The following is a 21934-nucleotide window of genomic DNA, read 5'->3' as shown; positions in this document are numbered from 1 at the left end:
CTCACTGCGGCCGAAGCCGACGGTCGAGCAGGTGGCTGGCGACGTCGACGACGAGGTTCACCAGGATCACCAGCGCTCCGGTGATCAGGACGGCGGCCTCCACGATCGCGAAGTCGTGCCGGTGTGCCGCGGTGGTCATCAGCGGCCCCAGTCCCGGCCAGGCGAAAACCACCTCGATGGGGTAGATCGAGCCGCCGAACATCCGGGCGAACTCCCACCCGGCGGTGGTCAGCACGGTGGCCGCGACGTTGCGCAGGATGTGCCTGGCGACCAGCCGGCGCCACGGCAGTCCCCGGCTGCGAGCCACCAGGACGTACGGCTTGGACATCTCGTCGAGCACCACCGAGCGGGTCACCTGGCAGATCCGGCCGCCGTGGATGAACCCGAGCGTGGCGACCGGCAGGATCAGCGAGCGCCACTCGTACAAGCCGGAGGTCGGCACGAGGTCCAGCCGGACCGCGAAGATGATGATCAGGAGCAGGCCGATCCAGAAGCTCGCCACCGACAGCGACACCACGGCGATCAGGTTGATGACCCGGTCGGTGAGGGAGCCGGGCCGGGTACCGGCCAGGACACCCCCGACGACGCCGAAGATCGCGGCGGCGATGGCGCCGAGCACGGCGAGCAGCACCGTGTTGCCGATCACCTCCCAGACCGCGTCCATGGCGGGCCGCTGCTGCCAGACGGAGGTGCCGACGTCGAGCTGGATGAGGTTTTCCAGGTACCGGGCGAACTGCACCCAGAACGGCTGGTCCAGCCCGAGCGAGTGGCGCAGCTGCGCCAGCTGTTCCTCGGTCGCGTCCGGTGGGGCGAAGGCGGTGACCGGGTCGCCGACGTAGAAGCCGATGACGAAGATCGTCACGACCACCAGGAACTGGACGATCACCGCGTCGCGCAGCCGGGACAGCACGAGCCGGCCGAGCGAGGAACGGGTGCGGGATCGCCGCGTGCGGGGGGCGGGCCCCGGCGCAGCCGCGGGTGCCGGGGCCGCTTGCTGGGTGCTCGTCACGTCGGACGCCCCTCGCCGCTCAGCTCGTCAGCTTCATGGTCGAGACGAAGTACGCGTCGTCTGGCCGGGGATCCCAGACCAGGCGCTTGCTGGTGCCGAAGATGTAGTGCTGCTGGAGCAGGTAGATCGAGTACGGGTCGTCATGCAGCGTGGCCCACATCTGCTCGTAGTCGCGCTGGCGATCGGCCTGGTCGAAGGTGTTGGCACCGGCGTCGACAAGCTGGTCCACGGACTTGTTGCAGAACTTGCTCGACGCGCCCTCGCAGGTGATGTGCGACTTGATCCGGGCCGCGTCGAACCACTCGTTGGAGTTCCAGCCGTACTTCAGGTCGAAGGCGTCCTGTTCGGTGCCCTTGACCCGGCCGAGGGTGCGGTAGTCGTTCCAGTCGTGCTTGACCACCTTGGTGTGGACACCCACAGCGTCGAGGGCCGCGGCGACGAAGTCGGCGCTCTCCTCGCCCTTGCTGTACCGGCCGATCGGAACGTGCAGTTCGAGGTCGAACCCGTCCGGGTAGCCGGCCTCCGCGAGCAGCCTCTTGGCCTGCTCCGGGTCGTACGGGAACGGGGCGAGGCCGGGGCTGAAGCCGAGCATCCCCTTGGCCAGGTGCTGTGCCTGGTTCGGCGAGGCGTGGCCCTGGTAGATCGTCTTGGCCAGGCTCTCCTTGTCGACGGCGAGGTTCATCGCCCGCCGTACCCGCGGGTCGGACAGCTCCTTCTTGTAGGTGTTGAACGCGACGTAGCTGAAGTCGCTGGCCTGGACCTCCTTGACCTGCGGGGCGAGTGCGGACTGCTCGGGGAAGAGGTCGAAGACGAGGTCGACCTCACCGGCCTGGAGCGCGGACAGGGCGGTCTGCGCGTCCGGCACCACCCGGACGGTGAAGGCGGGGATCGAGGGCTTCTCGGCCCAGTACCCGTCGTGGCGCTCAAGCTGGATCTCCCGGCCACGCTGCCAGCTCTTGAACGTGTACGGTCCGGTGCCGACGACCACCTCGTGACCGAAGGACTGCTGCTGCGCCGAAGCGGGGGACACCATCGGGATGCTGGTCATCTCGGCCGGCAGCACCGGGTTCTTGCCGTCGGTGAGGATGTCGACGGTCCGGTCGTCGACCTTCTTGGCGCCCGCGATGCCCTCGGTGTACGAGGTGCGCTGGGTGTCGAATTCCGGGTCGATGATGCGTTCGATGCTGAACACCACCGCGTCGGCGTCCAACGGGCTGCCGTCGTGGAACGTGACGCCCGGGTGCAGGACGAACCGCCAGGTGGTGTCGTCCACCCGCTCGTAGCTGTCGGCCAGCTTCGGCTGGATCTGCGCGGAACCGTCCCGGACCAGCAGGGTCTCGAAGACGTTGTCGGTCACGATCCGGGAACTGCGGTCGTTGACGAGCTGTGGGTCCAGGGTGGACGGCTCGGTGGCGACGGCGACCACCAGGTCTCCGGAGGTACGTCCCGCGGGTCCCTGGCCGCCGCCGCTGGCGGTGGATCCGCCGCAGGCCGCGGTAGCGAACAAAAGGGTGCCGGTGGCGAGCAGACAGCTCAGCCTGCCAGATCGGTGATGGTCCATGGTTGGCCTCGTTTCGCATCCGCTTGGGGGAGTGGGTGACGGGGGCCGCGGTCGGGGCAGCGTCGGTGACGCAGGATTCGGGTGACGCTGTATGTGCATGACCCGGTGGGGATCGGGGGGTCCCGTGGGTCCGGTCAGGGGATGGTGTCGGCCAGCTCGGCGACCGTGCGGCGCGCCACAAGCTCGTCCTGGTCGGGCGAGCCGCCGCCGACGCCTATGGCCCCCACGAACTCGCCGTGCTCGACGATCGGGTAGCCGCCCGGGTTGAGGGTCACTCCGCCGGGCAGCACCTCGGTGAGGCTGAGGGGGAACATCGGCCGGTCCCGCCAGTTTTCCAACAGGACCGAGGTGGGTTTACGGAAGGCGGCGGCGAGGCGGGCCTTGCCCATCGCCATGTAGGGGCCGTGCCACTTGTCGCCGCCGCGGGCGACGAGGACGGGGTGGCCGGCTGGGTCGTGCACCGCGACGGTCACCCGCAGACCCAGCTCGGCCCCGATCTTCCTGGCCCGGAGCACGTACTCAAGTGCGCGGTCGAAGTCGAGCACGGGTCCTCCCTCCACATCGGTGGGCGGCTCGGGACGTTCAGCCACAGGTGGACGGCGCATTGTCTGACAGACTGACTACCACACGTTGCGCCTTCTGGGAAGCGCCGTCAAGAGGCTGTCCGGATCGGAAATCTCAATGAAACATCTGGTGGCGCGCGGTGGGGAGGGTACGAGGGCGGCGCGGGCGACGCCTTGACGGGTCCGCGCGGCCCGGCCTAATGTCTGACGATGAGACCATCTGACATGGTGACAACGTGAGGCCCCGGGACTGCCGTGCGGACGGCGCGGGGCCCGCCCAGTGACCGACGAAGGAGCGAGTGAGATGAGAGACGGGTACCGGGTCGTCGACGTGGACACCCACGTGACGCCCTCGCTGGAGGTGCTGCTGCGCTACGCCGACCGTGGACTGCTCGACCGCAAGGACGAGCTGGCGCCGTACACCCGCACCATGACTCCGGTCCCTGGCCGCGGCCACCCCACCGAGCCGTACGAGGTGCTCCGGGTCGACCCCCGGCCGTACAAGCGGGTCGCCGGTATGAAGTCCGGCGAGGTGGAGCGGACCGGTGCCGGCAGCAAGGGCGCGCTGGAGGGTCGGGTGGAAAACCTCGCCAAAGGCAAGCCCCGCGACCGGATCCAGCACGACAACTCGCACGGCCGGCTGCTGGACATGGACATCGAGGGCGTCGACATCAACGTGCTCATCCCGGCCCCGTGGGCGCCCGGCAGCACCGCGCTCGACCCGGAACTGGCCCTCGGGCTGTACCGCTCGTACCACCGGTACCAGGCCGACTTCTGTTCGGCCGATCCGCGCCGGCTCAAGGGTCTGATCCTCGCGCCCGGCAACGACCCGCAGTGGGCCGCCAAGACGATCCGCGAGCTGGCCGGTGAGGACTGGGTCGCGGCGGTCTGGCCGCTGCTGCCCGAGGGCCTGCCGGTCGACGACCCGGACCTCGCGCCCATCTTCGAGGCGATGGACGAGGCGGACCTGCCGCTGCTGCACCACAGCTTCTTCTACGAGCCCCCGTACTTCCCCGGTTACCGGGACATCTGGGACAACCCGGTGGTCGCCCGGACCGCCGCGCACGTCTGGGGCGCCCAGCGGCTCATCTCGTACGTGCTGATCAGCGGGATGCTGGACCGCTACCCGAGCCTGCGGATCGCCACCGTCGAGACCGGCCACAGCTGGCTGGCCCATTGGATCGTCCGGCTCACCAGCCAGGTGTCGTACGTCAAGGGCGGCGTCCGGGACGACCTCAAGCACACCCCGCTGGAGTACGTGCAGATGGGCAAGGTCTTCTGCGCGATCGAGGCGCACGAGGGACCCCAGCTCACCAGGTCGACGATCGACGTGCTCGGCGAGGACGTGCTCATGTACTCCTCGGACTTCCCGCACCCGGAGTGCATGTTCCCGGACCACACCGACCACGTGATCGCCTGGCGCGACACCATCGGCGAGTCGGCGACCCGCAAGCTCATGGGCGAGAACGCGATCCGCTACCTGCGCCTGCTCAGTACCCCCTGGGACTCGCCGGCTCCGGAAGCCACCGTGGCGGCCGCTCAGGGCGCGGACAGTTGACCGGCGTACCGCGGGGGTCGATCGCCCACGGCTACCGCGGTGCTGTCGCCGCCGGCAGCGCGCCGGCGGCGACCGCCGCCGTCGAGGTCCTGGCGGCCGGTGGCACCGCGGTCGACGCCGCCATCGCCGCCTCGGCCGTCCAGTGCGTCGTGGAGTTCCCGTGGTGCGGGGTGGGCGGCGACATGTTCATGCTGCTGCACCACGAGGAGGCCGGCGTCGTCGCGCTCAACGGCAGCGGCGCCGCGCCCGCCCGTACCGGCCCGCAGCTGAACGGACTCGACCAGGTGCCGCGCTTCGGCCCGCTCTCCGTCGCGGTGCCCGGGCTGCCGATGGCGTGGCAGCTCGCGGCCGACCGGTTCGGCTCCCGGCCGCTGTCCGAGCTGCTCGGTCCGGCGATCAAGCTGGCCTACGACGGCTTCCAGATCGACGCGCGGCTCGCCCGGGCGCTGGCCGAGGTGCGTCCCGCCCTCGCCGACCACCCCCAGCTCGCCGCGCTGCTGGACCGCAACGGGGGTACGCCGGGGGCGATGTTCAGCCAGCCCGACCTCGGGCACACCCTGGAGGCGCTGGGCCGGTTCGGCGCCGAGTGGTTCTACCAGGGCGAATTCGCCGACCGGCTGAGCGCCCACCTGGGCGAGCGGGGCGGCCTGCTCGACCGGGCCGACCTCGCCCGGCACGAGGCGGCCTGGGTGGCACCGCTGTCGATCGACTACCGGGGCTACCAGGTCTACCAGACCCCGCCGGTGTCGCTCGGCGTGGCGATGCTCGCCGCGCTCCGGATCGTCGAGCGGTTCGACCTCGCCGCGCTGCGGCCGGGCACCCCCGAGCTGATCGACCTGATGGTGCGCTGCAAGCTGGCCGCCTTCGCGGATCTGCCGGGTGGACCGTCCGGCCTCACCGGACCCGATGAGCAGCTCGCCGACGCCCGCGCCGCGTACTGGCGGGACCGGCTGCCCGACCTGCCTCAGCGGCAGTCCGTACCGGTGGCCGGCGGCACCGACACCACCTGCCTGGCGGTGACCGACGCCGCCGGACTGACGGTGACGATGATCCACAGCCTGTTCAACGCGTTCGGCTCCCGGGAGCTCGTCGACGGTACCGGCGTGCTCCTCAACGACCGGCTCGCCACGCTGCGGCTCGGCGACCAGCCGGGCCCCCGCTTCGTGCCCGGCGCCCGGCCGCCGCACACCCTCAACGCCTACCTCGTCAAGCGGCACGACCGGGTGGTCATCGCCGGTGCGACCCCCGGCGGCCGGGGGCAGGTGCAGACCAACTTCCAGATCCTGACCAACCTCGTCGACCACGGGATGGGCCCGCTGGCCGCCGTCGAACACGCCCGCTGGCTGCACGGCACCCCCCGGCGCTACGCCGAGGACAGCACCCTCTACCTGGAGCCCGGGCTGCCGGGCCGGACCGCCGACCGGCTGCGCGACCTCGGGTACGACGTCCGGATCAGCGAGAACTGCGCCGACGACGACCTCTTCGGCAGCGCCACGGTCGTCGGACACACCCCCTGCACCGGCCTGTACGCCGTCGCCGACGGCCGGCGCGGTGCCGCCGCCACCGCCTGGTGAGAACACGAGGGACCGCATGTCGACCACCCACAAAATCATCCGGTACGAGCACGAGCTGCACCGGGAGGACTACCCCTGGCCGACCTTCTCGGCGGCCGAGTTCGCCCGCCGGCACGACCTGGTCCGCGGCTTTCTGGCCGACAACGACCTGGACTGCCTGCTGATCAGCGGCACCTGCGCGCTGTGGGAGCGGGGCTGGGCCAACGTCCGCTGGCTCTCCAACTTCATCGGCACCATGGAGCTCGACGCGTACGTGATCTTCCCGCGCGAGGGCGAGCCGACCCTGGCCATCCTCGGGTTGAACGCGCGGCTGCCAGACCGGATCGCCCGCTCGGTGATCCCCGACGTGCGCGGCGCGCTGAACACCTCGGTGATCGTGGTCGAGCGGCTGCGCGAGCTGGGGCTCGAGTCCGGGCGGATCGGTATCGTCCGGCCGGCGCCCTGGCTCTCGATCCCGGCCGACCACCACGCCGCCCTGGCGGAGGCGTTTCCGCGGGCCCGGTTCGCCGAGTTCTCCGACGAGTTCTGGAAGCTGCGGCTGGTCCTCTCCGACGAGGAGCTCGCCTGCCTGGAGGAGGCCGGCCGGATCGGCGACTGCGCGGTACAGGCCGTCATCGACAACCTGCGGCCGGGCATGGCCGAGCGGGACCTGTTCGCCATTATCTACGACACCTTCGCCCGCGAGGGCGGCGAGATCCCGACCATGGTCCTGGCCGCGTCCGAGTCGATGTACCACCCGGTCAGCGGCTTCCAGCGCCCTCGCCCGATCGACCGGACCGTCGCCACCGGCGACGTGCTGCTGCTGGAGCTCGGCGCCCGGGAGGCGCACGGGTACGAGGCGCAGACCGGCAAACCCATCATCTTCGGCCCGCCCAGCCCGGAGTGCGAGGACCTGTTGGACGTGATGTTCACCGCGTACCAGCAGGTCGTGGCGGCGCTCAAACCCGGCTGTACGGCGAAGGAGCTGCGCGCCGCCGGCCAGGTGATCGTGGACCGGGGGTACCAGATCGTCGCGCCGCTGGTGCACGGCGTGTTCAACCCGATCGACGCCGGTCCGTTCGTCGGCACCTCGCACCGTCCGGACAAAGACATCGTGCTCGAACCGAACATGGCCTGCTGCGTGGAGATCCACCCGTGTACGGCGGACGTGCGGCGGGGCGTGTTCATCGGGGACACCTTCGTCATCACCCCGGACGGCGCGCGCTCGGTCAACAAGCTGCCTCCCGTGCTGACCCAACTGTGAACCTCGAGCGAGGAGGACCCCGAGTGCGCATCGCCGTACTGATCAAGCAGGTGCCGCTCACCGACGGGCTGGCCCTCGGCCCCGACGGCCGGCTGCGCCGCGACGGCGTACCGAGCGAGATCAATCCGCATTGCCGCCGGGCGGTCGCCAAGGGGGTCGAGCTGGCCCGGGAGAGCGGCGGCACCTGCACCGTGTTCACGATGGGGCCGCCGTCCGCCGAGGCGGTCCTCGTCGAGTCGCTCGCCTGGGGCGCCGACGACGCGGTGCTGATCACCGATCCGGCCTTCGCCGGCTCGGACACCCTGGCCACCGCCCGCGCCCTGGTCGCCGCGCTGGACCGGACCGGACCGTACGACCTCGTGCTGACCGGACGGAACTCGGTCGACGCGGACACCGGCCAGGTGGGGCCGCAGGTCGCCGAGCTGGCCGGGCTGCCGTTCCTGGCCGCCGTGCGGGAGCTGCGGACCGACGGGAGCACCGTGTGGACCCAGTGCCAACTCGACGAGGGCAGCCGGGAGTCCACCGTCGCGCTGCCCGCCGTGCTGGCCTGCGCGGAACGGCTCTGCGCCCCGGCCAAGGTACCGGTGGTCGCCGACCCGGAAGCCTGGCGGGCGCGGGTCCGCCGGCTCGGCGCGGCCGACCTGGGCCCCGGGCCGTGGGGCGCGGCCGGCAGCCCCACGTGGGTCGGCGAGCTCGCCGACGGCGCGCTGCCCCGGCGCGCCGGGGTGGTCGTCACCGGCGACCTCGACGCGCAGGTGTCCCGGCTGCTCGCGGTGCTCGACGCGCCGTCCGTCCGGCCGCCGGCACCGGCCGTCCCGTCGCCGGCCGCCGCGCCGTACGGCCCACGGCTCGTGGTGGTCGGGCAACCCGAGCGCGGCCGGCTGACCCGGGAGCTGCTCGGCGAGGCGGCCCGGCTGGCCGGACCGTACGGCGGCCTGGTCACCGCCGTCCTGCTGGCCGGCGACCCGGCCGTGGAGCGGGTGGGCGCGTGGGGTGCCGACGACGCGGTGCTCGTCGACGGCGCCGTGACCGAGGCGCAGGCCGCCCACGCCCTGGCCGGCTGGTGCGCCACCGTCGTGCCCCGGGTGCTGCTGGCCCCGGGTACGAGCTGGGGGCGGGAGGTCGCCGCCCGGGTGGCGGCCAGGCTCGGTGCCGGGCTGACCGGTGACGCGGTCGCCCTGGACCTGACCGAGGGCGCCGCCCTGCGCAGCTGGAAGCCGGTGGCCAACGGCGCGGTCCGGGCCGCGGTGTGGGCGCGGACCCCGACCCAGCTCGCCACCGTCCGGCCCGGGGTGCTGCCGGTGCCGGTGCCCCGGCCCAGCGCCGCGGTACCGGTGACCCGGGTCGCCGCGCCGGTCGACGGCCGGGTCGGTCACGGACCCCTGCGCCGCGACGTGGGCGTGGACCGGCTGGCCGCCGCGCGGGTCGTGGTCGGGGTCGGCCGGGGCGTCGCGGTCACCGACTACCGCCTGCTGCACGCCTTCGCCGCCGCGGTCGGCGGCGAGCTCGCCGCCAGCCGGGCGGTGACCGACAACGGCTGGCTGCCGCACGCCCGCCAGGTCGGCATCACCGGCCGCAGCATCGCCCCCGACGTCTATCTCGCGCTGGGCCTGGCCGGCAAGTCGACCCACCTGAACGGGGTGGCCCGGGCCGGCCGGATCGTCGCGGTCAACACCGACCCGACGGCACCGATCTTCGGCTCGGTCGACCTCGGCATCGTCGCCGACTGGCGGCCGGTCGCCGAGGCGGTGCTCGCCGCCCGCGAGTCCGCGCGCCCTCTGCTGCCGAGCGGCTGGGTGGCGGCCGTGCACGCCGGCGCGGAGGCGGGCGACCGTGGCCACGACTGACGCCCCCGATCTGCGCTCGGCCCTGGGGATGCTCCGGGGCGCCGGGGAGCTCGCCGAGGTGACCGCCGAGGTCGACTGGAACCGGGAGCTCGGCACGGTCGCCCGGGAGACGCTGCGCCGCAAAGGCCCGGCGCTGCTGTTTCGCAACATCAAGGACTACAACGGCCCGGACGCCCGGTGCGGGCAGGTGGTCACCAGCATCCTGGCCAGCCACCGCCGGATCGCGTTGCTGCTCGGCCTCGACCCGTCGATCGACAACCGCTCGCTCGTCGACTACGTGACCCGTACGAACCGGGAACGGGTCACCCCGAAGCTCGTCGCCGACGGCCCGGTACACGAGAACGTGCTGCTCGGCGACGACGTCGACCTCACCGCGTTCCCCGTACCGCACTGGCACCACCTCGACGGCGGGCGCTACATCAACACGTTCGGGGCGGTGGTGACCAAGGACCCGGTCTCCGGCATCGGCAACGCGGGCGTGTACCGGGGGATGATCGCAGACCGCGACAAGATCTCCATGCTGCTGGTGCCGAGCCAGCACTGGGGCCGGCACTGGGCCGAGTACCTGCGCCGCGGCGAACCGATGCCGGTCGCCTCGGTGTACGGCTGGCACCCGGTGATGGACTTCCTGGCCGGCAGCCCGATCCCGCGCGACGTCTGCGAGTACGACGTGATGGGCGCCTACCTCGGCGAACCGGTGGAGCTGGTGCGCTGCCGGACGGTCGACCTGGAGGTACCGGCCTCGGCGGAACTCGTCGTGGAGGGCTACATCTCGCCCGACCCGGACCGCTACCGGCTGGAGGGCCCGTTCGGCGAGTTCACCGGATACGTCAGCGACCTGCCCACACCACGGCCGACGGTCGAGGTCACCGCGATCACCCACCGCAGCTCCCCGATCTTCCGGGGCACCCTCGAAGGCTCGCTGCCCGGCGCCTCGGGCGAGAACAGCTACATGTCCTCGGTGCAGCGGGCGGCGATAGCCTGGCACGCGCTCACCACCGCGGGGGTACCCGGGATCACCGACGTGTACGTGCACCCGGTCACCAACGGCACCACCATCGTGGTCCAGATCGACAAGGTCAACGAAGGGCACGCCAAGTGGGTGGCGGCGGCGCTGTGGAGCACCGGGGCCGCGCTGTACCGGTACAAGTACGTCATCGTCGTCGACGAGGACATCGATCCCAGTGACTACTCGGCGATCGACTGGGCGATCGCGTACCGGGTCCGGCCGGGCAGCGACGACATCGTCGTCTTCCCCGGCACCTTCGGCTCACCGATCGACCCGAGCACTCCGCTGGAGGACCGGTCCATCGCCGACCTCGGCTCGGGACTGTGGAACCGGATGCTCGTCGACGCCACCCGGACCTGGCGATACCCCCCACAACCGCAGTGGGGCGGCGCCCGCTTCCCGCCGACCGTGGCGCCCGCCCCCGAGGACCTCGACCTGGTCCGCGGCCGCTGGGCAGAGTACGGCTTCACCGGCTGGGACGGAGGCCCACGATGACCGGCGCGACGGCGCTCACCCTGCGCGTCGCCGGCGCGGACGCACCGGTCCGGCTGACCCCTCGCCGGCTGATCGTGGCCGGCTACACCGGGCGGGACGAAGCGGTGGTCCGGGCCCACATCGAGGAGCTGGCGGCGGCCGGGATCCCGCCGCCACCGACCGTACCCACGTTCTACCCGCTGGACCCGGCGCTGGTGACCACGGCCTACGAGGTCGCGGTCACCGGGACCAACACCTCCGGCGAGGTGGAACCGGTCCTGATCCGCGCCGCCGGCCGGTGGTACCTCGGGGTCGGCTCCGACCACACCGACCGCGACCTGGAACGGGTCGACATCGCCGGGGCCAAGGCGACGTGCCCGAAACCGGTCGGCGGCGAGGTCGTGGCCCTGCCCGACGGCCCGGACAGTCTCGACTGGGACGGCATCGCCGCGGCCAGCGAAGTCGACGCCGTGCCGTACCAGGCCGGGCGGCTCAGCGCCCTGCGGACCCCCGGCGACCTGTGGCGGCGCGCCGTGGCCGCGACCGGTGACCCCGGCGGTGACCTGGTCCTCTTCGGCGGCACGCTGCCGCTGCTCGACGGCCACTTCGTGCCCGGCCGGACCTGGTGGCTGCGGCTCGACCTGCCGGACGGGCGCCGGCTCACCCACACGTACACCACGAGCGACCGGCACACCACGAGCGACAGGAGCTGACCATGCGCGCCGGATCCGACTATCTCGCCGCGCTGACCGACGGCCGGGCCGTGTATCTGGACGGTGCCCGGGTCGACGATGTGCGTACCCATCCCGCGTTCGCCCCGGTCGCCCACCGGGTGGCCGAGCTGTTCGACCTGGCGGCCGCGCCCGGCTCGGGGATGACCTGCCAGGACCCCGCCACCGGTGAGGTCACCAACCGGGTCTTCGTGGCCCCGCGCAGCCGCGCCGACCTGGCGGCGCTGCGCGAGGCGATCCTGACGTGGGCACATCACAACCACGGCTGGGTGGGACGCGGACCGGACCACGTGGGGGCGTTCGTGTCCGCGTTCGCCGCCCACCCGGAGGCGTTCGACACCGACGAGCACAGCTTCGGCGCCAACGTCGTCGCGTACCACCGCCGTCTGCAGCGCGAACACCGCTACGTGGCGTACGCGATCATCCCGCCGCAGTTCTCCCGCGCGGTCACCGCGCACGCCTGGGACGACGAGCCGGTACAGGCCGCGGTCGTGGCGCAGCGGCCGGACGGCATCGTGGTCCGCGGCGCGCAGATGCTCGCCACCGGCGGCGCGGTCGCCGACGAGCTGTTCGTCTCGTGCATCAAGCCGCTCTCCCCGGAGGACCGCGACTTCGCGCTCGCCTTCGCCCTTCCGCTGGCCACCCCGGGCCTGCGGCTGCACTGCCGCCGGCCGTACGCGCCGGCGGCCAGCAGCGGGTACGACTATCCACTGAGCACCCGGTACGACGAGACGGACGCGCTGGTGGTCTTCGACGACGTGCTGGTGCCCTGGGAGCGGGTCTTCGTCTGCCGGGACGTGGCAGGGCTGCAGCGGCAGTTCTTCGCCACCGGCGCGCACCAGCTGGGCAACTGGCAGGCGCAGCTGCGGCTCACCGTCAAGCTCCAGTTCATCGCCGGGCTGGCCCGCAAGGTCGCCCAGGTCAACGAGATCGACAGGTTTCCCGGGGTGATCGAGAAGCTCGGTGAGCTGGCCAGCATCGCGTCCCTCGTGGAGTCCGCGGTGATCGCCGCCGAGCAGACCGCCGAGCCGGACGCCGCCGGCCTGTGGCGCCCGGGGCCACGGGCCCTGTACGGCGCGATGGGCCTCCAGGCCGAGCTGTACCCCCGGGCCATCGGCATCCTGCGGGAGCTGGCCGGCGGCGGGGTGCTCCAGGTGCCGGCGAGTGTGGCCGACCTGCGCGACCCGGCCGTACGCGCCGACCTGGACCGGTACGTGCGCTCCCCGAAGGTCGACGCGGAGCAGCGGGTGAAGCTGTTCAAGCTGGTGTGGGACGTGGTCGGCAGCGAGTTCGGCGGCCGCCACCAGCAGTACGAGATGTTCTACGCGGGCGCGCCGTTCGTGGCCCGCAACTACGCCTTTCGCAACTACGGCTTCGACGCGCCGCTGGCCACCGTCGACGCGTTTCTGGACAGCTACGACACCGCCAACTGAGCCGCTGAGGAGATGCCGCGATGGCCAAGCCGGAGCACGAGTTCTTCCCGGTCGACGAGGTGCCGTTCCGGTCCTGCGCAGGGGCGGTACCCGAGCTTGTGGAACGGATCCTGGCCGCCGATCCCGAGCGCGGGGTGGCCACCCGGATCCTGCGCTTCCCGCCGGGCACCGACACCACGGCCAACGGGGTGCAGGAGCACGACTTCTGGGAGGAGGTCTACATCCTCGACGGCGCCATCACCGACCTGCGGCTCGGCGAGACGTTCACCACCGGGATGTACGCCTGCCGGCCGCCGGGGATGCCACACGGCCCGTGGCGGTCCGATTCGGGCTGCCTGACGTTCGAGGTCCGGTACCGGTGACCGCCCGACAGGCGCCCGCCGTCGACCCACTGCTGCTGCGGCGGGCGATGGGCCACTTCACCACCGGGGTCGCCATCGTCACCGCGTACGCCGACGGCGCGGCGCACGGCATGACGGTCAACTCGCTCACCTCGGTGGCGCTGGATCCGCCGCTGATCCTCGTGTGCCTGACCACCGGAGCCCGGACCACCACCGCGGTCGAGGCGAGCGGCAGGTTCGCGATCAGCATCCTCTCCGCCCGGCAGGAGCGGCTCGCGGTCCGCTTCGCCCGGCGCGGCGAGCAGCACTTCGACGGGTTGCCGCTGACGTTCGGCGCGCTCGGCACCCCGGTGGTGCCGGACGCCCTGGCGCAGCTGGAATGCGTGGTGGAGAACCGGGTGCCCGCCGGCGACCACCTGGTGCTCATCGGCCATGTGCTGGCGGCCCGGTTCCGCCCAGGGGAGCCGCTGGCGTTCTTCGGCGGCCGGTTCCACGCGCTGACCGGCGGCGACGGTACCGGCTGGTTTCGGTGATGGGCCGGCGCTCAGCGGATGGCGGCCGCCTGCTGGTCGGTGCGGCCGACCCGCTGGACGAGGGCCCGCTCGACCCGGGTGAGGTGCTCGGCGACGACCCGCGCCGCCCCCTCGGCGTCCTTGGCGTCGATCGCCTGGTAGATATCCTCGTGGCTCTGCCGGCCGCCGACCACCGGCGGGGGCGCACCGTCGGCGAGGGAGAGCTGGCCGAAGACCCGCCAGAACGCGGGGCCCTTGAAGAACATCTGCCGCGAGGTGCGGTAGACCTGCGCCAGGATGGAGTTTCCGCTGGCCGCCATGACCAGGGTGTGGAACTCCTCGTCCAGCGCGTGGTAGTCCTCGGGGTCGGCGGGATTCATCCGGTCCAGCACGCGCCGCAGCGCGGCCAGGTCCTCCGGGGTGCGGTTTCTGGCCGCCAGCCGGGCGCCCTCCACCTCCAGCAGGCGGCGGGTGTCGAAGACCTCCTGGATCGAGGCGCGGACCGCGATCGCGCCGTGGTCGGCCTCCCGCGGCGGCACCGACCGGGGGTCCCGGACGATGAGCTTCTTGCCCTGCCGCTCCACGAAGCCAGCGGCCAGCAGGCTCCGCAACGCCTCACGCACCGTGGTGCGGCCGACACCGAACGCGAGGCCGATGTTCCGTTCCGTCGGTAGCGGCATGCCAGCCCCCAACCGGCCGGAGAGGATCTGCTCCCGCAGCTTGGTGGTCAACGTCTCGGCCAAGGTCGAGCGCTGGATCTCCCCGGCCTCCAATCCCATCGGCTCGGGCGGAGTTGCGGGCGTCGCTGATGATGACATCGAAGATCTTTCGACGGCTGGAGGAATGCTGTCCGTCAGACTATCATATGGTCAGACAATGAGCCAAGGTAAGCAGTCGGAGCGTGATCATGCGGGTATGACCTCGCCGCGACACCGCCGCTCTCGGCGTACACCCGCACGGTCGAGCCCTTGGCCAGCACGGGTTGGCTCTCGCCTGCACCATCATGGTCCCGATCTGCTTCGCGCCACCGCGACGGCGGCGTGACCGTCGAGGGCTCCAGCCGCCCCTGCCATGCAAACCCACATCTGGCCAATTGTTTCAATGTCCGCAACAGAAGATCGGCCAATGCTATCTCTTGAAACAAACTGTTGACATTGACGCCATGACGCGCTCTGATTTCTTCCCAGTACAACGCGGTTGCGTTCTCTGAACCGCTCCCCGGGAAGTGGAAAGGATGAGCATGGCCTCCGTCCCCCGAGCGCTCCGGCGCGTGTTCCTGGTCCTCACCGCCCTCGCGGTCACGCTGCTCAGCTCCGCCGTCGCCGCCCGCCCGGCCCTGGCCGACCAGGCACCGTCCAACCCGAACACCGCCCCGTACGCCGCCGACTTGCTGGACTGGCTTTCCGAGCTGCCCCGGCGGATGCACACGAAGGTCGTCTCCGGCCAGTTCGTCAGCCCGAACTACGGCCGCCCCGAGTACGGCATGCCCACCGTCCAGGACGCGTGGGACTACCACGTCGAGGAGCTGCACGACCTCACCGGCGAGTACGTCGGGCTGGTCGGCTTCGACCCGTCCAACCGCACCTACCAGGGCGGCACCGCGGCGGAGAACATGCCCGACTTCACCAACTTCCGCCAGCTCGCCAAGGACTACAGCGACCAGGGCGGGATCGTCCACCTGACCTGGCACGCCGCCAACCCGTTCAGCGGCGCGCACGCCTGGTCGACAATCCCCTCCGGCCACACCCTCGCCGAGATCGCCACCACCGGCACCGCCGCCAACACCCAGTGGATGACCTGGCTGGACGCGATCGCCGACGGCCTGCAGTGGTTCGAGGACAACCAGGTGCCGGTCATCTGGCGGCCGTTCCACGAGCTCAACGGCGGCTGGTTCTGGTGGGGCGGCGGCAGCAACCCCGACTTCGTCACCGTCTGGCGGCACATGTACGACTACCTGACCGCCACCCGCGGCCTCGACAACCTGCTCTGGGCGTGGTCGCCCGACGTCGGCCAGGCGTTCGGCACCAAGGTGACCGCCCGCTACCCCGGCAACGGGTACGTCGACATCGTCGCGTTCGACCGGTACGGGGCCAGCTACACCAACCGCACGTACTACGACCACTTCCGCAGCGCCACGTACGGCAAGGTGCTCGGCTTCAGCGAGGTCGGGCTCGCCACCGGCACCGGCGGCAACAGCACCGTCGTGCTCAACGAGATCAAGACACACTTCCCGGACATGGCGTTCTTCATGTTCTGGATGCGGATGAGCACGAACTTCAGCATCCGGGGCAACCCGGGGGCCGCCGACCTGATGAACGACCCGTGGACGCTCAACCTCGATGAGATCGGGGTGAGCGTGCCGCTACCGACCATTGTGGACGATGCCAGCGCCGCGTTCACGTACGGCGGCACCTGGACGCACTCCGCCGACCCGCTCTACCACGCCGGCACCAAGTCGGTGTCGAACACGGCCGGCGCCTGGGCCGAGGCGACGTTCACCGGCACCTCGTTGCGGGTGCACGCGCGCAAGCTCCCCTCCGGCGGGAAGTTCGACGTGTACGTGGACGGCGCGTTCGTCGCCTCGGCCGACACGTACGCGGTGGCGGACTACTCCCAGGCCGGGGTCTTCCAGCGCGGCGGGCTGGCCGCCGGCTCACACACCGTGCGGCTCGTGCTCAACGGCAGCAACCCCGCGTCGTCGGGCGCCTGGGTCGGCCTGGACTACCTGGCGTACCAGTAGGGACGGAGCTACGAGGCGGCGCCGGCGCGCGCCGCCTCGTACAGGCCCTTGAGGTAACCGATCGCGAAGAGGCGGCCGAGGGTGGCGTACCCCGGGTGGTCGTTGCTCTCGCCGTACATGGTCGGGGCGTGGTCGGTGCGGACCGGGCCGGAGAAGCCGATCTCCACGTAGGCGCGCATGGCGGCGTACATGTCGGTCTTCCCCTCGTCGTGGAACGTCTCCACGAAGTCCGCCGCCTCGCCGCGGATGTCGCGGAAGTGCACGAACGCGATCCGGTCGGCGAAGCGGCGGATGGTGGCCGGGATGTCGGCGCCCATGGTGGCGAACGTGCCCTGGCAGAAGGTGAGCTGGTGGGCCGGGCTGTCGGACATGGCCAGGGCGCGGGCGATGTTGTCCGGGCTGCGCATGATCCGGGCCACGCCGCGCAGGGACGGCACCGGAGGGTCGTCCGGGTGCAGCGCGAGGGTCACGCCGGCGCGCTCGGCGGCGGGCAGGACCGCGTCGAGGAAGTACCGGTAGTGCGCCCACATGTCGTCGTCGCTGATGTGGTGCGCCGCCGGGGCGGCCCGCTCGAACGCGTCGAGGTTGAACCCGCTCACCGTCGCCCCGCCCCGCCCGGGCAGGTCGACGTGGGAGCGGGTCCAGCCGAAGACGGCCATGAAGTTGTAGCAGAGCACCGGGATGCCCAGCCGTCCCATCGCCTCGATCAGCGCGGTCAGGCGGGCCAGCTCGCGGTCGCGGCCGGGCAACCCCTGCTTGACCGCCTCCATCGGCGGCACCGGCTCGACCACCGACAGGGTCAGCCCGTCCGCCGCGAGCTCGGCCCGCGCGCGTTCCAGGCCGGCGAGGTCGAGCACGGCGGCGTTGGTGTCGGCCTCGGGCAGCCGGTACACGGCATCGGTGACGCCGGCCTGGACGAAGAGGCGGCGCTCGGTCACCTGGCCCGGGCGCAGGTACTCGGCGAACCGCATCAGAGCCGACCGTACCGCTGGTAGACGGCGACCGGGTCCTCGCCGGAGGAGAACTCGCGGCGGGCGTCGTTCTCCTGCCGGATCAGGTCCTCGGTCTTCTCCAGGACGGTGACGACCAGCTCGCGGGGGACGATCACCACGCCGTCCAGGTCGCCGAAGACGAAGTCGCCCGGGCTGACCGGCACGATCGACGACAGTGCGCCGCGCAGCCCGACCGGGCCGCCCCACTCCAGGTAGCTCCACCGGCGAAACGCCTCGACCGGCGTCTGGTAACGGCAGAAGACCGGGAAGCCGGTGCGGATGAGGTACCCGGTGTCCCGGCAGCCGCCGTCGACCACCGCGCCGACGACCCCGCTGGCCCGGCCGACGACGGCGTTCATCTCGCCGTAGTGGGCGACCTGGGTGTCGAAGCTACAGTCCCGCACGTCGACCAGGGGTACGCCGGTGGCCCGCATGTCGTTGAACATGTGGATGCGCCGGGACCGCAGCTCCTCCTTGCCGACGTTGTCCGGCACCCCTTTGAGCGGGAACGCGGGGGCGGCGATCACCATGTCCTGGGCGACCGGCTTGAGGTCGGTCGCCAGGGCCTGGTGGGGCAGGCCGAACCCGTCGAGCACGTCGTAGACGGCGCCCGAGTACAGCTGGCGGTACCGCTCGATCAGCTCCTCGACGGGCAGCGGGTAGCGGTAGGGGTTAGCCATCGTGCGGTTCCTCCGTGTGCTTGTGCGTGACGGGTTCCAGGGGGAAATGGCAGGCGGTCGTCCCGCTGGGCGGGAGCGGCAGCAGGTCCGGCGGTTCGGTCTCGCAGCGCGGCTGGACCCGGGGGCACCGGGTGTGGAAGCGGCAGCCCGCCGGCGGCCTCGCCGGCGAGGGGATCTGGCCGGCGAGGATGATCCGCTCCCGGCTCCGCTCGACGTCGGGGTCGGCCACCGGTACGGCCGACAGCAGCGCCTCGGTGTACGGGTGGCGCGGGCTCGTGTACAGCTCCTCGACCCCGTTGTGCTCGACGAGCCGGCCGAGGTACATGACCGCCACCGTGTCGGCGACCTGCCGGACGATCCCGAGGTCGTGGGAGACGAACAGGTACGCCAGCCCCGACTCCGCCTGCACCTCGCGGAGCAGGGCGACGATCTGCGCCTGTACCGAGACGTCGAGAGCGCTGACCGCCTCGTCGCAGACGACGAGGCGAGGGTTCGGGGCGAGCGCGCGGGCGATCGCGATCCGCTGGCGCTGGCCGCCGGAGAACTCGTGCGGGTACCGGCGGGCGTCGCTCGCCCGCAGCCCGACGCGCTCCAGCACCTCGCCGACCCGGCGCCCGCGGGCCGTGGCGTCGCCGAGCCGGAACGCGCGCAGCGGCTCCTCGATGCTGCGCCCGACCGACATGCGCGGGTCCAGGCTCGCGTACGGGTCCTGGAAGACCACCTGCACGCTGCGGCGGAACTCGGCGATCCCGACGCCGGTGCCGACCGGGCGGCCGTCGAGCAGGACCGTGCCGCGGGTGTGGCGTTCCAGCTGGAGCAGGGCGCGGGCGAGGCTGGACTTGCCGCAGCCGGACTCGCCGACCAGGGCGGTGGTACGGCCGGCGTCGAGACGCAGCGAGACCCCGTCGACCGCGCGGACCACCGAGCGCCCGCGCCGCCCCAGGCCGGCCCGGATGGGGTAGTGCACGGTCAGGTCCTCGCAGCGCAGCAGCTCGCTCATCGGGCCGCCGCCTGGCGGTGGACGAGCCGGCGGGCCCGTACGTCGTCGACGTCGAGCAGACAGGCGCGCAGGTGCCCGCCGTCCGCGGCGGTCAGTGCCGGCGGCTCGGTACGGCAGCGGGCTTCGGCGAGCCGGCAGCGCGGCGCGAAGCGGCAGCCGGCGCCCCAGTCGCCGAGGCGCGGCGGCGCACCGGGGATCGGGGTCAGGCCGCCCCCGTCGGCGACGCCGCGCGGCCGGGAGTTGAGCAGCCCGTCGGTGTACGGCATCAGCGGGTCGTAGAACAGGTCGCGGCTGGCGGCGGCCTCGACGATCCGGCCGGCGTACATCACCAGCACCCGGTCGGCCATCTGCGCCACCACCCCCAGGTCGTGGGTGACCAGCAGGAGCGCCAGCTCGTACTTGGCGCCCAGCTCGCGCAGCAGCTGCAGGATGCGGGCCTGGGTGGTGACGTCGAGGGCCGTGGTGGGTTCGTCGGCGATGAGCAGGCGGGGCCGGCAGGCCAGCGCCATCGCGATGAGCACCCGCTGACGCATACCGCCGGAGAGCTGGTGCGGGTACTGGTCGAGCCGCCGCCCCGGCTCGGCGATCGCCACGTCGGTCAGCACCTCCAGCGCGCGCCGGCGGGCGTCGGCGCGGCTCATATCCTGGTGCGCGCGGATCGCCTCGACGATCTGGTCGCCGATGCGGTGGGCGGGGTTCAGGCTCGTCGTCGGGTCCTGGAAGACCATCGCTACCGTGCCGCCCCGGGTCGCGCGCAGTTGCCGCGCCGGCATCCGCAGCGTGTCCACGCCGGCCACCCGGATGGCGCCGCGTGGATAGGCGAACGCCGGTTCCGGGTTGAGCCGCAGCACGGACATCGCGGTGACGCTCTTGCCGCTGCCCGACTCACCGACCAGGCACACCGTCTCCCCGGCGTCCACCCGGAGGCTGACGCCGTCGATCACGGAGGCCGGGCCGTCCTCAGTGGTGACGGTGACGTGCAGGTCGTCGACTTCCAGCAGGGCCATCCGGACAAACTCCTCGGTTCGTTCAAGGGGCCGGGGCGCCGGCCGGAAGGAGGACCGGCCGGCGCCCGCGTACCAGGTCAGCTCGTGAGCCAGGCGCGGGTGAGGTTCCAGGCACCCGACTGGTCGCCGGTAACCCCGTGCAGCCGGGCGCTCGCCCCGGCCGGGTCGGTGTTCCAGTAGAAGAAGACGTAGTACGCCTTCTCCAGCAGGATCTGCTGGGCGCGGGCGAAGTCGGCCCGCCGCTCGGTCGGGTCGGCGCCGGCGTTGGCCGCACCCACCGCGGCGAACAGGTCGGGGTCGTTCACCCCTGCCCAGTTCTGCGCCGACTCCGCCAGGAAGCTGCCGTTGAACGCCAGCGACGGGTCGAGCCGCGGTACGCCGATCTGAAGCGTGGCGAGGTCGAAGTCGTGGGCGAGCACCGAGTTGATCCACTTCTCGCGCTCGTAGGTCTGGATGTTCACCGTCACGCCGACCTCCTTGAGCTGGGCCTGTACCAGCTGGGCGATCGTGTTGTCCGGCTCCCGGTTGATCACGCTGACGGTGACGGTGAGGCTGCTCCGGCCGGCCTCGGCCAGCAGCGAGCGGGCCTTCGCCGCGTCGGTCGCGGTCGGCTTGACCGCGTCGTCGTAGCAGATCTCGGTCTTGGTGCAGAGCGTCGCCGGGACGCTGCCCTGCCCGTTGGTGATCGCCGAGGAGATCGCGTTCCGGTCGATCGCGTACGCGACGGCCTGGCGTACGCGCACGTCGTCGAAGGGCGCCCGGGTGGTGTTGAACGCCATCCACTTCTCCACGCCGCGCCCCTCAATGAGCTGGTACCCGTCGTCCGACGCGAGCGCCGCCGCCTGGCGGATCGGTACGGTGTCGATCAGCTGTACCCCGCCGGTCTTGAGGTCGGTCATCTTGACGTTCGCGTCCGGGATGACCCGGAACGTGATCGCGTCGAAGTACGGCAGCTGGCCGCCGTCGTCGGTCTTCTCCCAGTACGCCGGGTTGCGCTTGGCCTTGATGTCCGCGCCGTTGAGGAATCCGTCGAAGACGAACGGACCGGTGCCGACCGGGTCGCGCTGCAGCGCGTCGGCGCCCTTGGCGGCCGCGGTCGGGGAGACCATCATGCCCGCCTCGCCGGCGAGCCCGGCCAGGAAGGCGGCGGTGGGCTGCTTCAGCGTGACGGTGACCGTCTGGGGGTCGGTAGCGGTGACGGTGTCGATCGCCACGAGGTCGACCGCGCGGGGCGAGTTGTTCGCCGGGTCGGTGACCCGCTTCAGGTTGAACACGACCGCGTCCGCGTCGAACGGCGTGCCGTCGCCGAACGTCACCCCCTGCCGAAGCGTGAACGTGTACGTGCGGCCGTCGGCGGAGACGGTGTGCCGGCTGGCCAGCACGTCGGCGACCTTGCCGCCTGGCTCGATCCGCACCAGCGTCTGGTAGAAGGCGTTGAAAACATTGCGGTCGAGGTCGGGCGCGTTTCCGAAGAGCGGGTCGAGGCTCTTCGGCGCGACCTGCAGCCCGACGGTGAGCGTGCCGCCGCGCACCGGCGCGCCGCCGCCGGCGTGCCCGCCGCTGTCCGATGTGGACGAGCAGGCGCCGGCAAGCATGACGAAGGCCGTCAGGCCGAGCGCGAGCGCGCGCCGGCCGCGGCGAAACGGACGGTTCATATCGT

At 71.9% G+C, this 21934-nt stretch carries 19 protein-coding genes; 10 read left to right on the top strand and 9 right to left on the bottom strand.

Features of this window, described 5'->3' with window-relative positions; all coding sequences use genetic code 11:
- Nucleotide 1 precedes the first annotated feature (1 nt).
- From RB614_RS37010 to RB614_RS37000, 3 genes are all read right to left on the bottom strand, one after another.
- Nucleotides 2-1009, bottom strand: coding sequence for an ABC transporter permease (locus tag RB614_RS37010; RefSeq protein ID WP_308717365.1), 1008 nt, complete (start codon nucleotides 1007-1009; stop codon nucleotides 2-4).
- 19 nt (nucleotides 1010-1028) lie between these two features.
- On the bottom strand, nucleotides 1029-2435 hold the full coding sequence (locus tag RB614_RS37005) for an ABC transporter substrate-binding protein (RefSeq protein ID WP_308717364.1): 1407 nt from the start codon (nucleotides 2433-2435) through the stop codon (nucleotides 1029-1031).
- 269 nt (nucleotides 2436-2704) lie between these two features.
- A complete protein-coding gene (locus tag RB614_RS37000; RefSeq protein ID WP_308717363.1) occupies nucleotides 2705-3160 on the bottom strand; it encodes a GlcG/HbpS family heme-binding protein in 456 nt (151 codons plus the stop codon).
- Between the two features lie 277 nt (nucleotides 3161-3437).
- Between RB614_RS37000 and RB614_RS36995 the strand changes: the two genes are divergently transcribed.
- Genes RB614_RS36995 through RB614_RS36955 form a run of 9 tightly spaced genes read left to right on the top strand, consistent with a single transcriptional unit; the run spans nucleotide 3438 to nucleotide 13876 of the window.
- Entirely contained in the window at nucleotides 3438-4691 is a 1254-nt protein-coding gene (locus RB614_RS36995; RefSeq protein WP_308717362.1) for an amidohydrolase family protein, read from the top strand.
- Nucleotides 4688-6265, top strand: coding sequence for a gamma-glutamyltransferase family protein (locus RB614_RS36990; RefSeq protein WP_308717361.1), 1578 nt, complete (start codon nucleotides 4688-4690; stop codon nucleotides 6263-6265). Before RB614_RS36995 ends, RB614_RS36990 begins: the two co-directional genes overlap by 4 nt.
- Nucleotides 6266-6281: 16 nt before the next feature.
- Nucleotides 6282-7508: a M24 family metallopeptidase gene (locus tag RB614_RS36985; protein ID WP_308717360.1), complete on the top strand. Its 1227-nt coding sequence runs from the start codon at nucleotides 6282-6284 to the stop codon at nucleotides 7506-7508.
- Between the two features lie 23 nt (nucleotides 7509-7531).
- Complete coding sequence (locus tag RB614_RS36980) at nucleotides 7532-9355, top strand: FAD-binding protein (protein ID WP_308717359.1); 1824 nt, start codon at nucleotides 7532-7534, stop codon at nucleotides 9353-9355.
- Nucleotides 9342-10859 (top strand): UbiD family decarboxylase, encoded by a 1518-nt coding sequence (locus tag RB614_RS36975; protein ID WP_308717358.1) that lies wholly within the window; start codon nucleotides 9342-9344, stop codon nucleotides 10857-10859. Before RB614_RS36980 ends, RB614_RS36975 begins: the two co-directional genes overlap by 14 nt.
- Nucleotides 10856-11551, top strand: coding sequence for a DUF2848 family protein (locus RB614_RS36970; protein WP_308717357.1), 696 nt, complete (start codon nucleotides 10856-10858; stop codon nucleotides 11549-11551). Before RB614_RS36975 ends, RB614_RS36970 begins: the two co-directional genes overlap by 4 nt.
- A 2-nt stretch (nucleotides 11552-11553) precedes the next feature.
- Nucleotides 11554-13002 (top strand): 4-hydroxyphenylacetate 3-hydroxylase family protein, encoded by a 1449-nt coding sequence (locus tag RB614_RS36965; RefSeq protein WP_308717356.1) that lies wholly within the window; start codon nucleotides 11554-11556, stop codon nucleotides 13000-13002.
- Between the two features lie 20 nt (nucleotides 13003-13022).
- Complete coding sequence (locus tag RB614_RS36960; RefSeq protein ID WP_308717355.1) at nucleotides 13023-13364, top strand: cupin domain-containing protein; 342 nt, start codon at nucleotides 13023-13025, stop codon at nucleotides 13362-13364.
- On the top strand, nucleotides 13361-13876 hold the full coding sequence (locus RB614_RS36955; RefSeq protein WP_308717354.1) for a flavin reductase family protein: 516 nt from the start codon (nucleotides 13361-13363) through the stop codon (nucleotides 13874-13876). Before RB614_RS36960 ends, RB614_RS36955 begins: the two co-directional genes overlap by 4 nt.
- An 11-nt stretch (nucleotides 13877-13887) precedes the next feature.
- Here RB614_RS36955 and RB614_RS36950 read toward each other — a convergent pair whose 3' ends face one another.
- Entirely contained in the window at nucleotides 13888-14673 is a 786-nt protein-coding gene (locus tag RB614_RS36950; RefSeq protein WP_308717353.1) for a FadR/GntR family transcriptional regulator, read from the bottom strand.
- 422 nt (nucleotides 14674-15095) lie between these two features.
- Here RB614_RS36950 and RB614_RS36945 point away from each other — a divergent pair, with 422 nt between their 5' ends.
- The gene (locus RB614_RS36945; RefSeq protein WP_308717352.1) at nucleotides 15096-16595 is read left to right on the top strand and encodes a glycosyl hydrolase; all 1500 of its coding nucleotides are present in this window, start codon (nucleotides 15096-15098) and stop codon (nucleotides 16593-16595) included.
- 8 nt (nucleotides 16596-16603) lie between these two features.
- Here RB614_RS36945 and RB614_RS36940 read toward each other — a convergent pair whose 3' ends face one another.
- The 5 genes from RB614_RS36940 to RB614_RS36920 form a co-directional block, all read right to left on the bottom strand.
- On the bottom strand, nucleotides 16604-17566 hold the full coding sequence (locus RB614_RS36940; protein WP_308717350.1) for a mannonate dehydratase: 963 nt from the start codon (nucleotides 17564-17566) through the stop codon (nucleotides 16604-16606).
- Nucleotides 17566-18267, bottom strand: a complete 702-nt coding sequence (locus RB614_RS36935; RefSeq protein WP_308717349.1) for an RraA family protein — start codon at nucleotides 18265-18267, stop codon at nucleotides 17566-17568. The genes RB614_RS36940 and RB614_RS36935 overlap by 1 nt, the downstream gene beginning before the upstream one ends.
- Nucleotides 18260-19267 (bottom strand): ABC transporter ATP-binding protein, encoded by a 1008-nt coding sequence (locus tag RB614_RS36930; RefSeq protein ID WP_308717348.1) that lies wholly within the window; start codon nucleotides 19265-19267, stop codon nucleotides 18260-18262. The genes RB614_RS36935 and RB614_RS36930 overlap by 8 nt, the downstream gene beginning before the upstream one ends.
- Nucleotides 19264-20274, bottom strand: coding sequence for an ABC transporter ATP-binding protein (locus tag RB614_RS36925; protein WP_308717347.1), 1011 nt, complete (start codon nucleotides 20272-20274; stop codon nucleotides 19264-19266). The genes RB614_RS36930 and RB614_RS36925 overlap by 4 nt, the downstream gene beginning before the upstream one ends.
- A gap of 77 nt (nucleotides 20275-20351) precedes the next feature.
- Nucleotides 20352-21929 (bottom strand): ABC transporter substrate-binding protein, encoded by a 1578-nt coding sequence (locus RB614_RS36920; protein WP_308717346.1) that lies wholly within the window; start codon nucleotides 21927-21929, stop codon nucleotides 20352-20354.
- Between the last annotated feature and the right edge of the window lie 5 nt (nucleotides 21930-21934).

Source organism: Phytohabitans maris (assembly GCF_031085175.1).
GTDB classification, from domain to species: domain Bacteria; phylum Actinomycetota; class Actinomycetes; order Mycobacteriales; family Micromonosporaceae; genus Phytohabitans; species Phytohabitans maris.
The sequence above is the reverse complement of the archived record's forward strand: the minus strand, read 5'-3'. Positions and strand labels throughout refer to the sequence as shown.

Excerpts from the sequence above, each read along its gene's own strand:
- RB614_RS36995 (WP_308717362.1), top strand. The coding sequence starts at position 3,438 with ATGAGAGACGGGTACCGGGTCGTCGACGTGGACACCCACGTGACGCCC.
- RB614_RS36985 (WP_308717360.1), top strand. The coding sequence starts at position 6,282 with ATGTCGACCACCCACAAAATCATCCGGTACGAGCACGAGCTGCACCGG.
- RB614_RS36970 (WP_308717357.1), top strand. The coding sequence starts at position 10,856 with ATGACCGGCGCGACGGCGCTCACCCTGCGCGTCGCCGGCGCGGACGCA.
- RB614_RS36965 (WP_308717356.1), top strand. The coding sequence starts at position 11,554 with ATGCGCGCCGGATCCGACTATCTCGCCGCGCTGACCGACGGCCGGGCC.
- RB614_RS36960 (WP_308717355.1), top strand. The coding sequence starts at position 13,023 with ATGGCCAAGCCGGAGCACGAGTTCTTCCCGGTCGACGAGGTGCCGTTC.
- RB614_RS36950 (WP_308717353.1), bottom strand. The coding sequence starts at position 14,673 with ATGTCATCATCAGCGACGCCCGCAACTCCGCCCGAGCCGATGGGATTG.
- RB614_RS36945 (WP_308717352.1), top strand. The coding sequence starts at position 15,096 with ATGGCCTCCGTCCCCCGAGCGCTCCGGCGCGTGTTCCTGGTCCTCACC.
- RB614_RS36940 (WP_308717350.1), bottom strand. The coding sequence starts at position 17,566 with ATGCGGTTCGCCGAGTACCTGCGCCCGGGCCAGGTGACCGAGCGCCGC.
- RB614_RS36935 (WP_308717349.1), bottom strand. The coding sequence starts at position 18,267 with ATGGCTAACCCCTACCGCTACCCGCTGCCCGTCGAGGAGCTGATCGAG.
- RB614_RS36930 (WP_308717348.1), bottom strand. The coding sequence starts at position 19,267 with ATGAGCGAGCTGCTGCGCTGCGAGGACCTGACCGTGCACTACCCCATC.
- RB614_RS36925 (WP_308717347.1), bottom strand. The coding sequence starts at position 20,274 with ATGGCCCTGCTGGAAGTCGACGACCTGCACGTCACCGTCACCACTGAG.
- RB614_RS36920 (WP_308717346.1), bottom strand. The coding sequence starts at position 21,929 with ATGAACCGTCCGTTTCGCCGCGGCCGGCGCGCGCTCGCGCTCGGCCTG.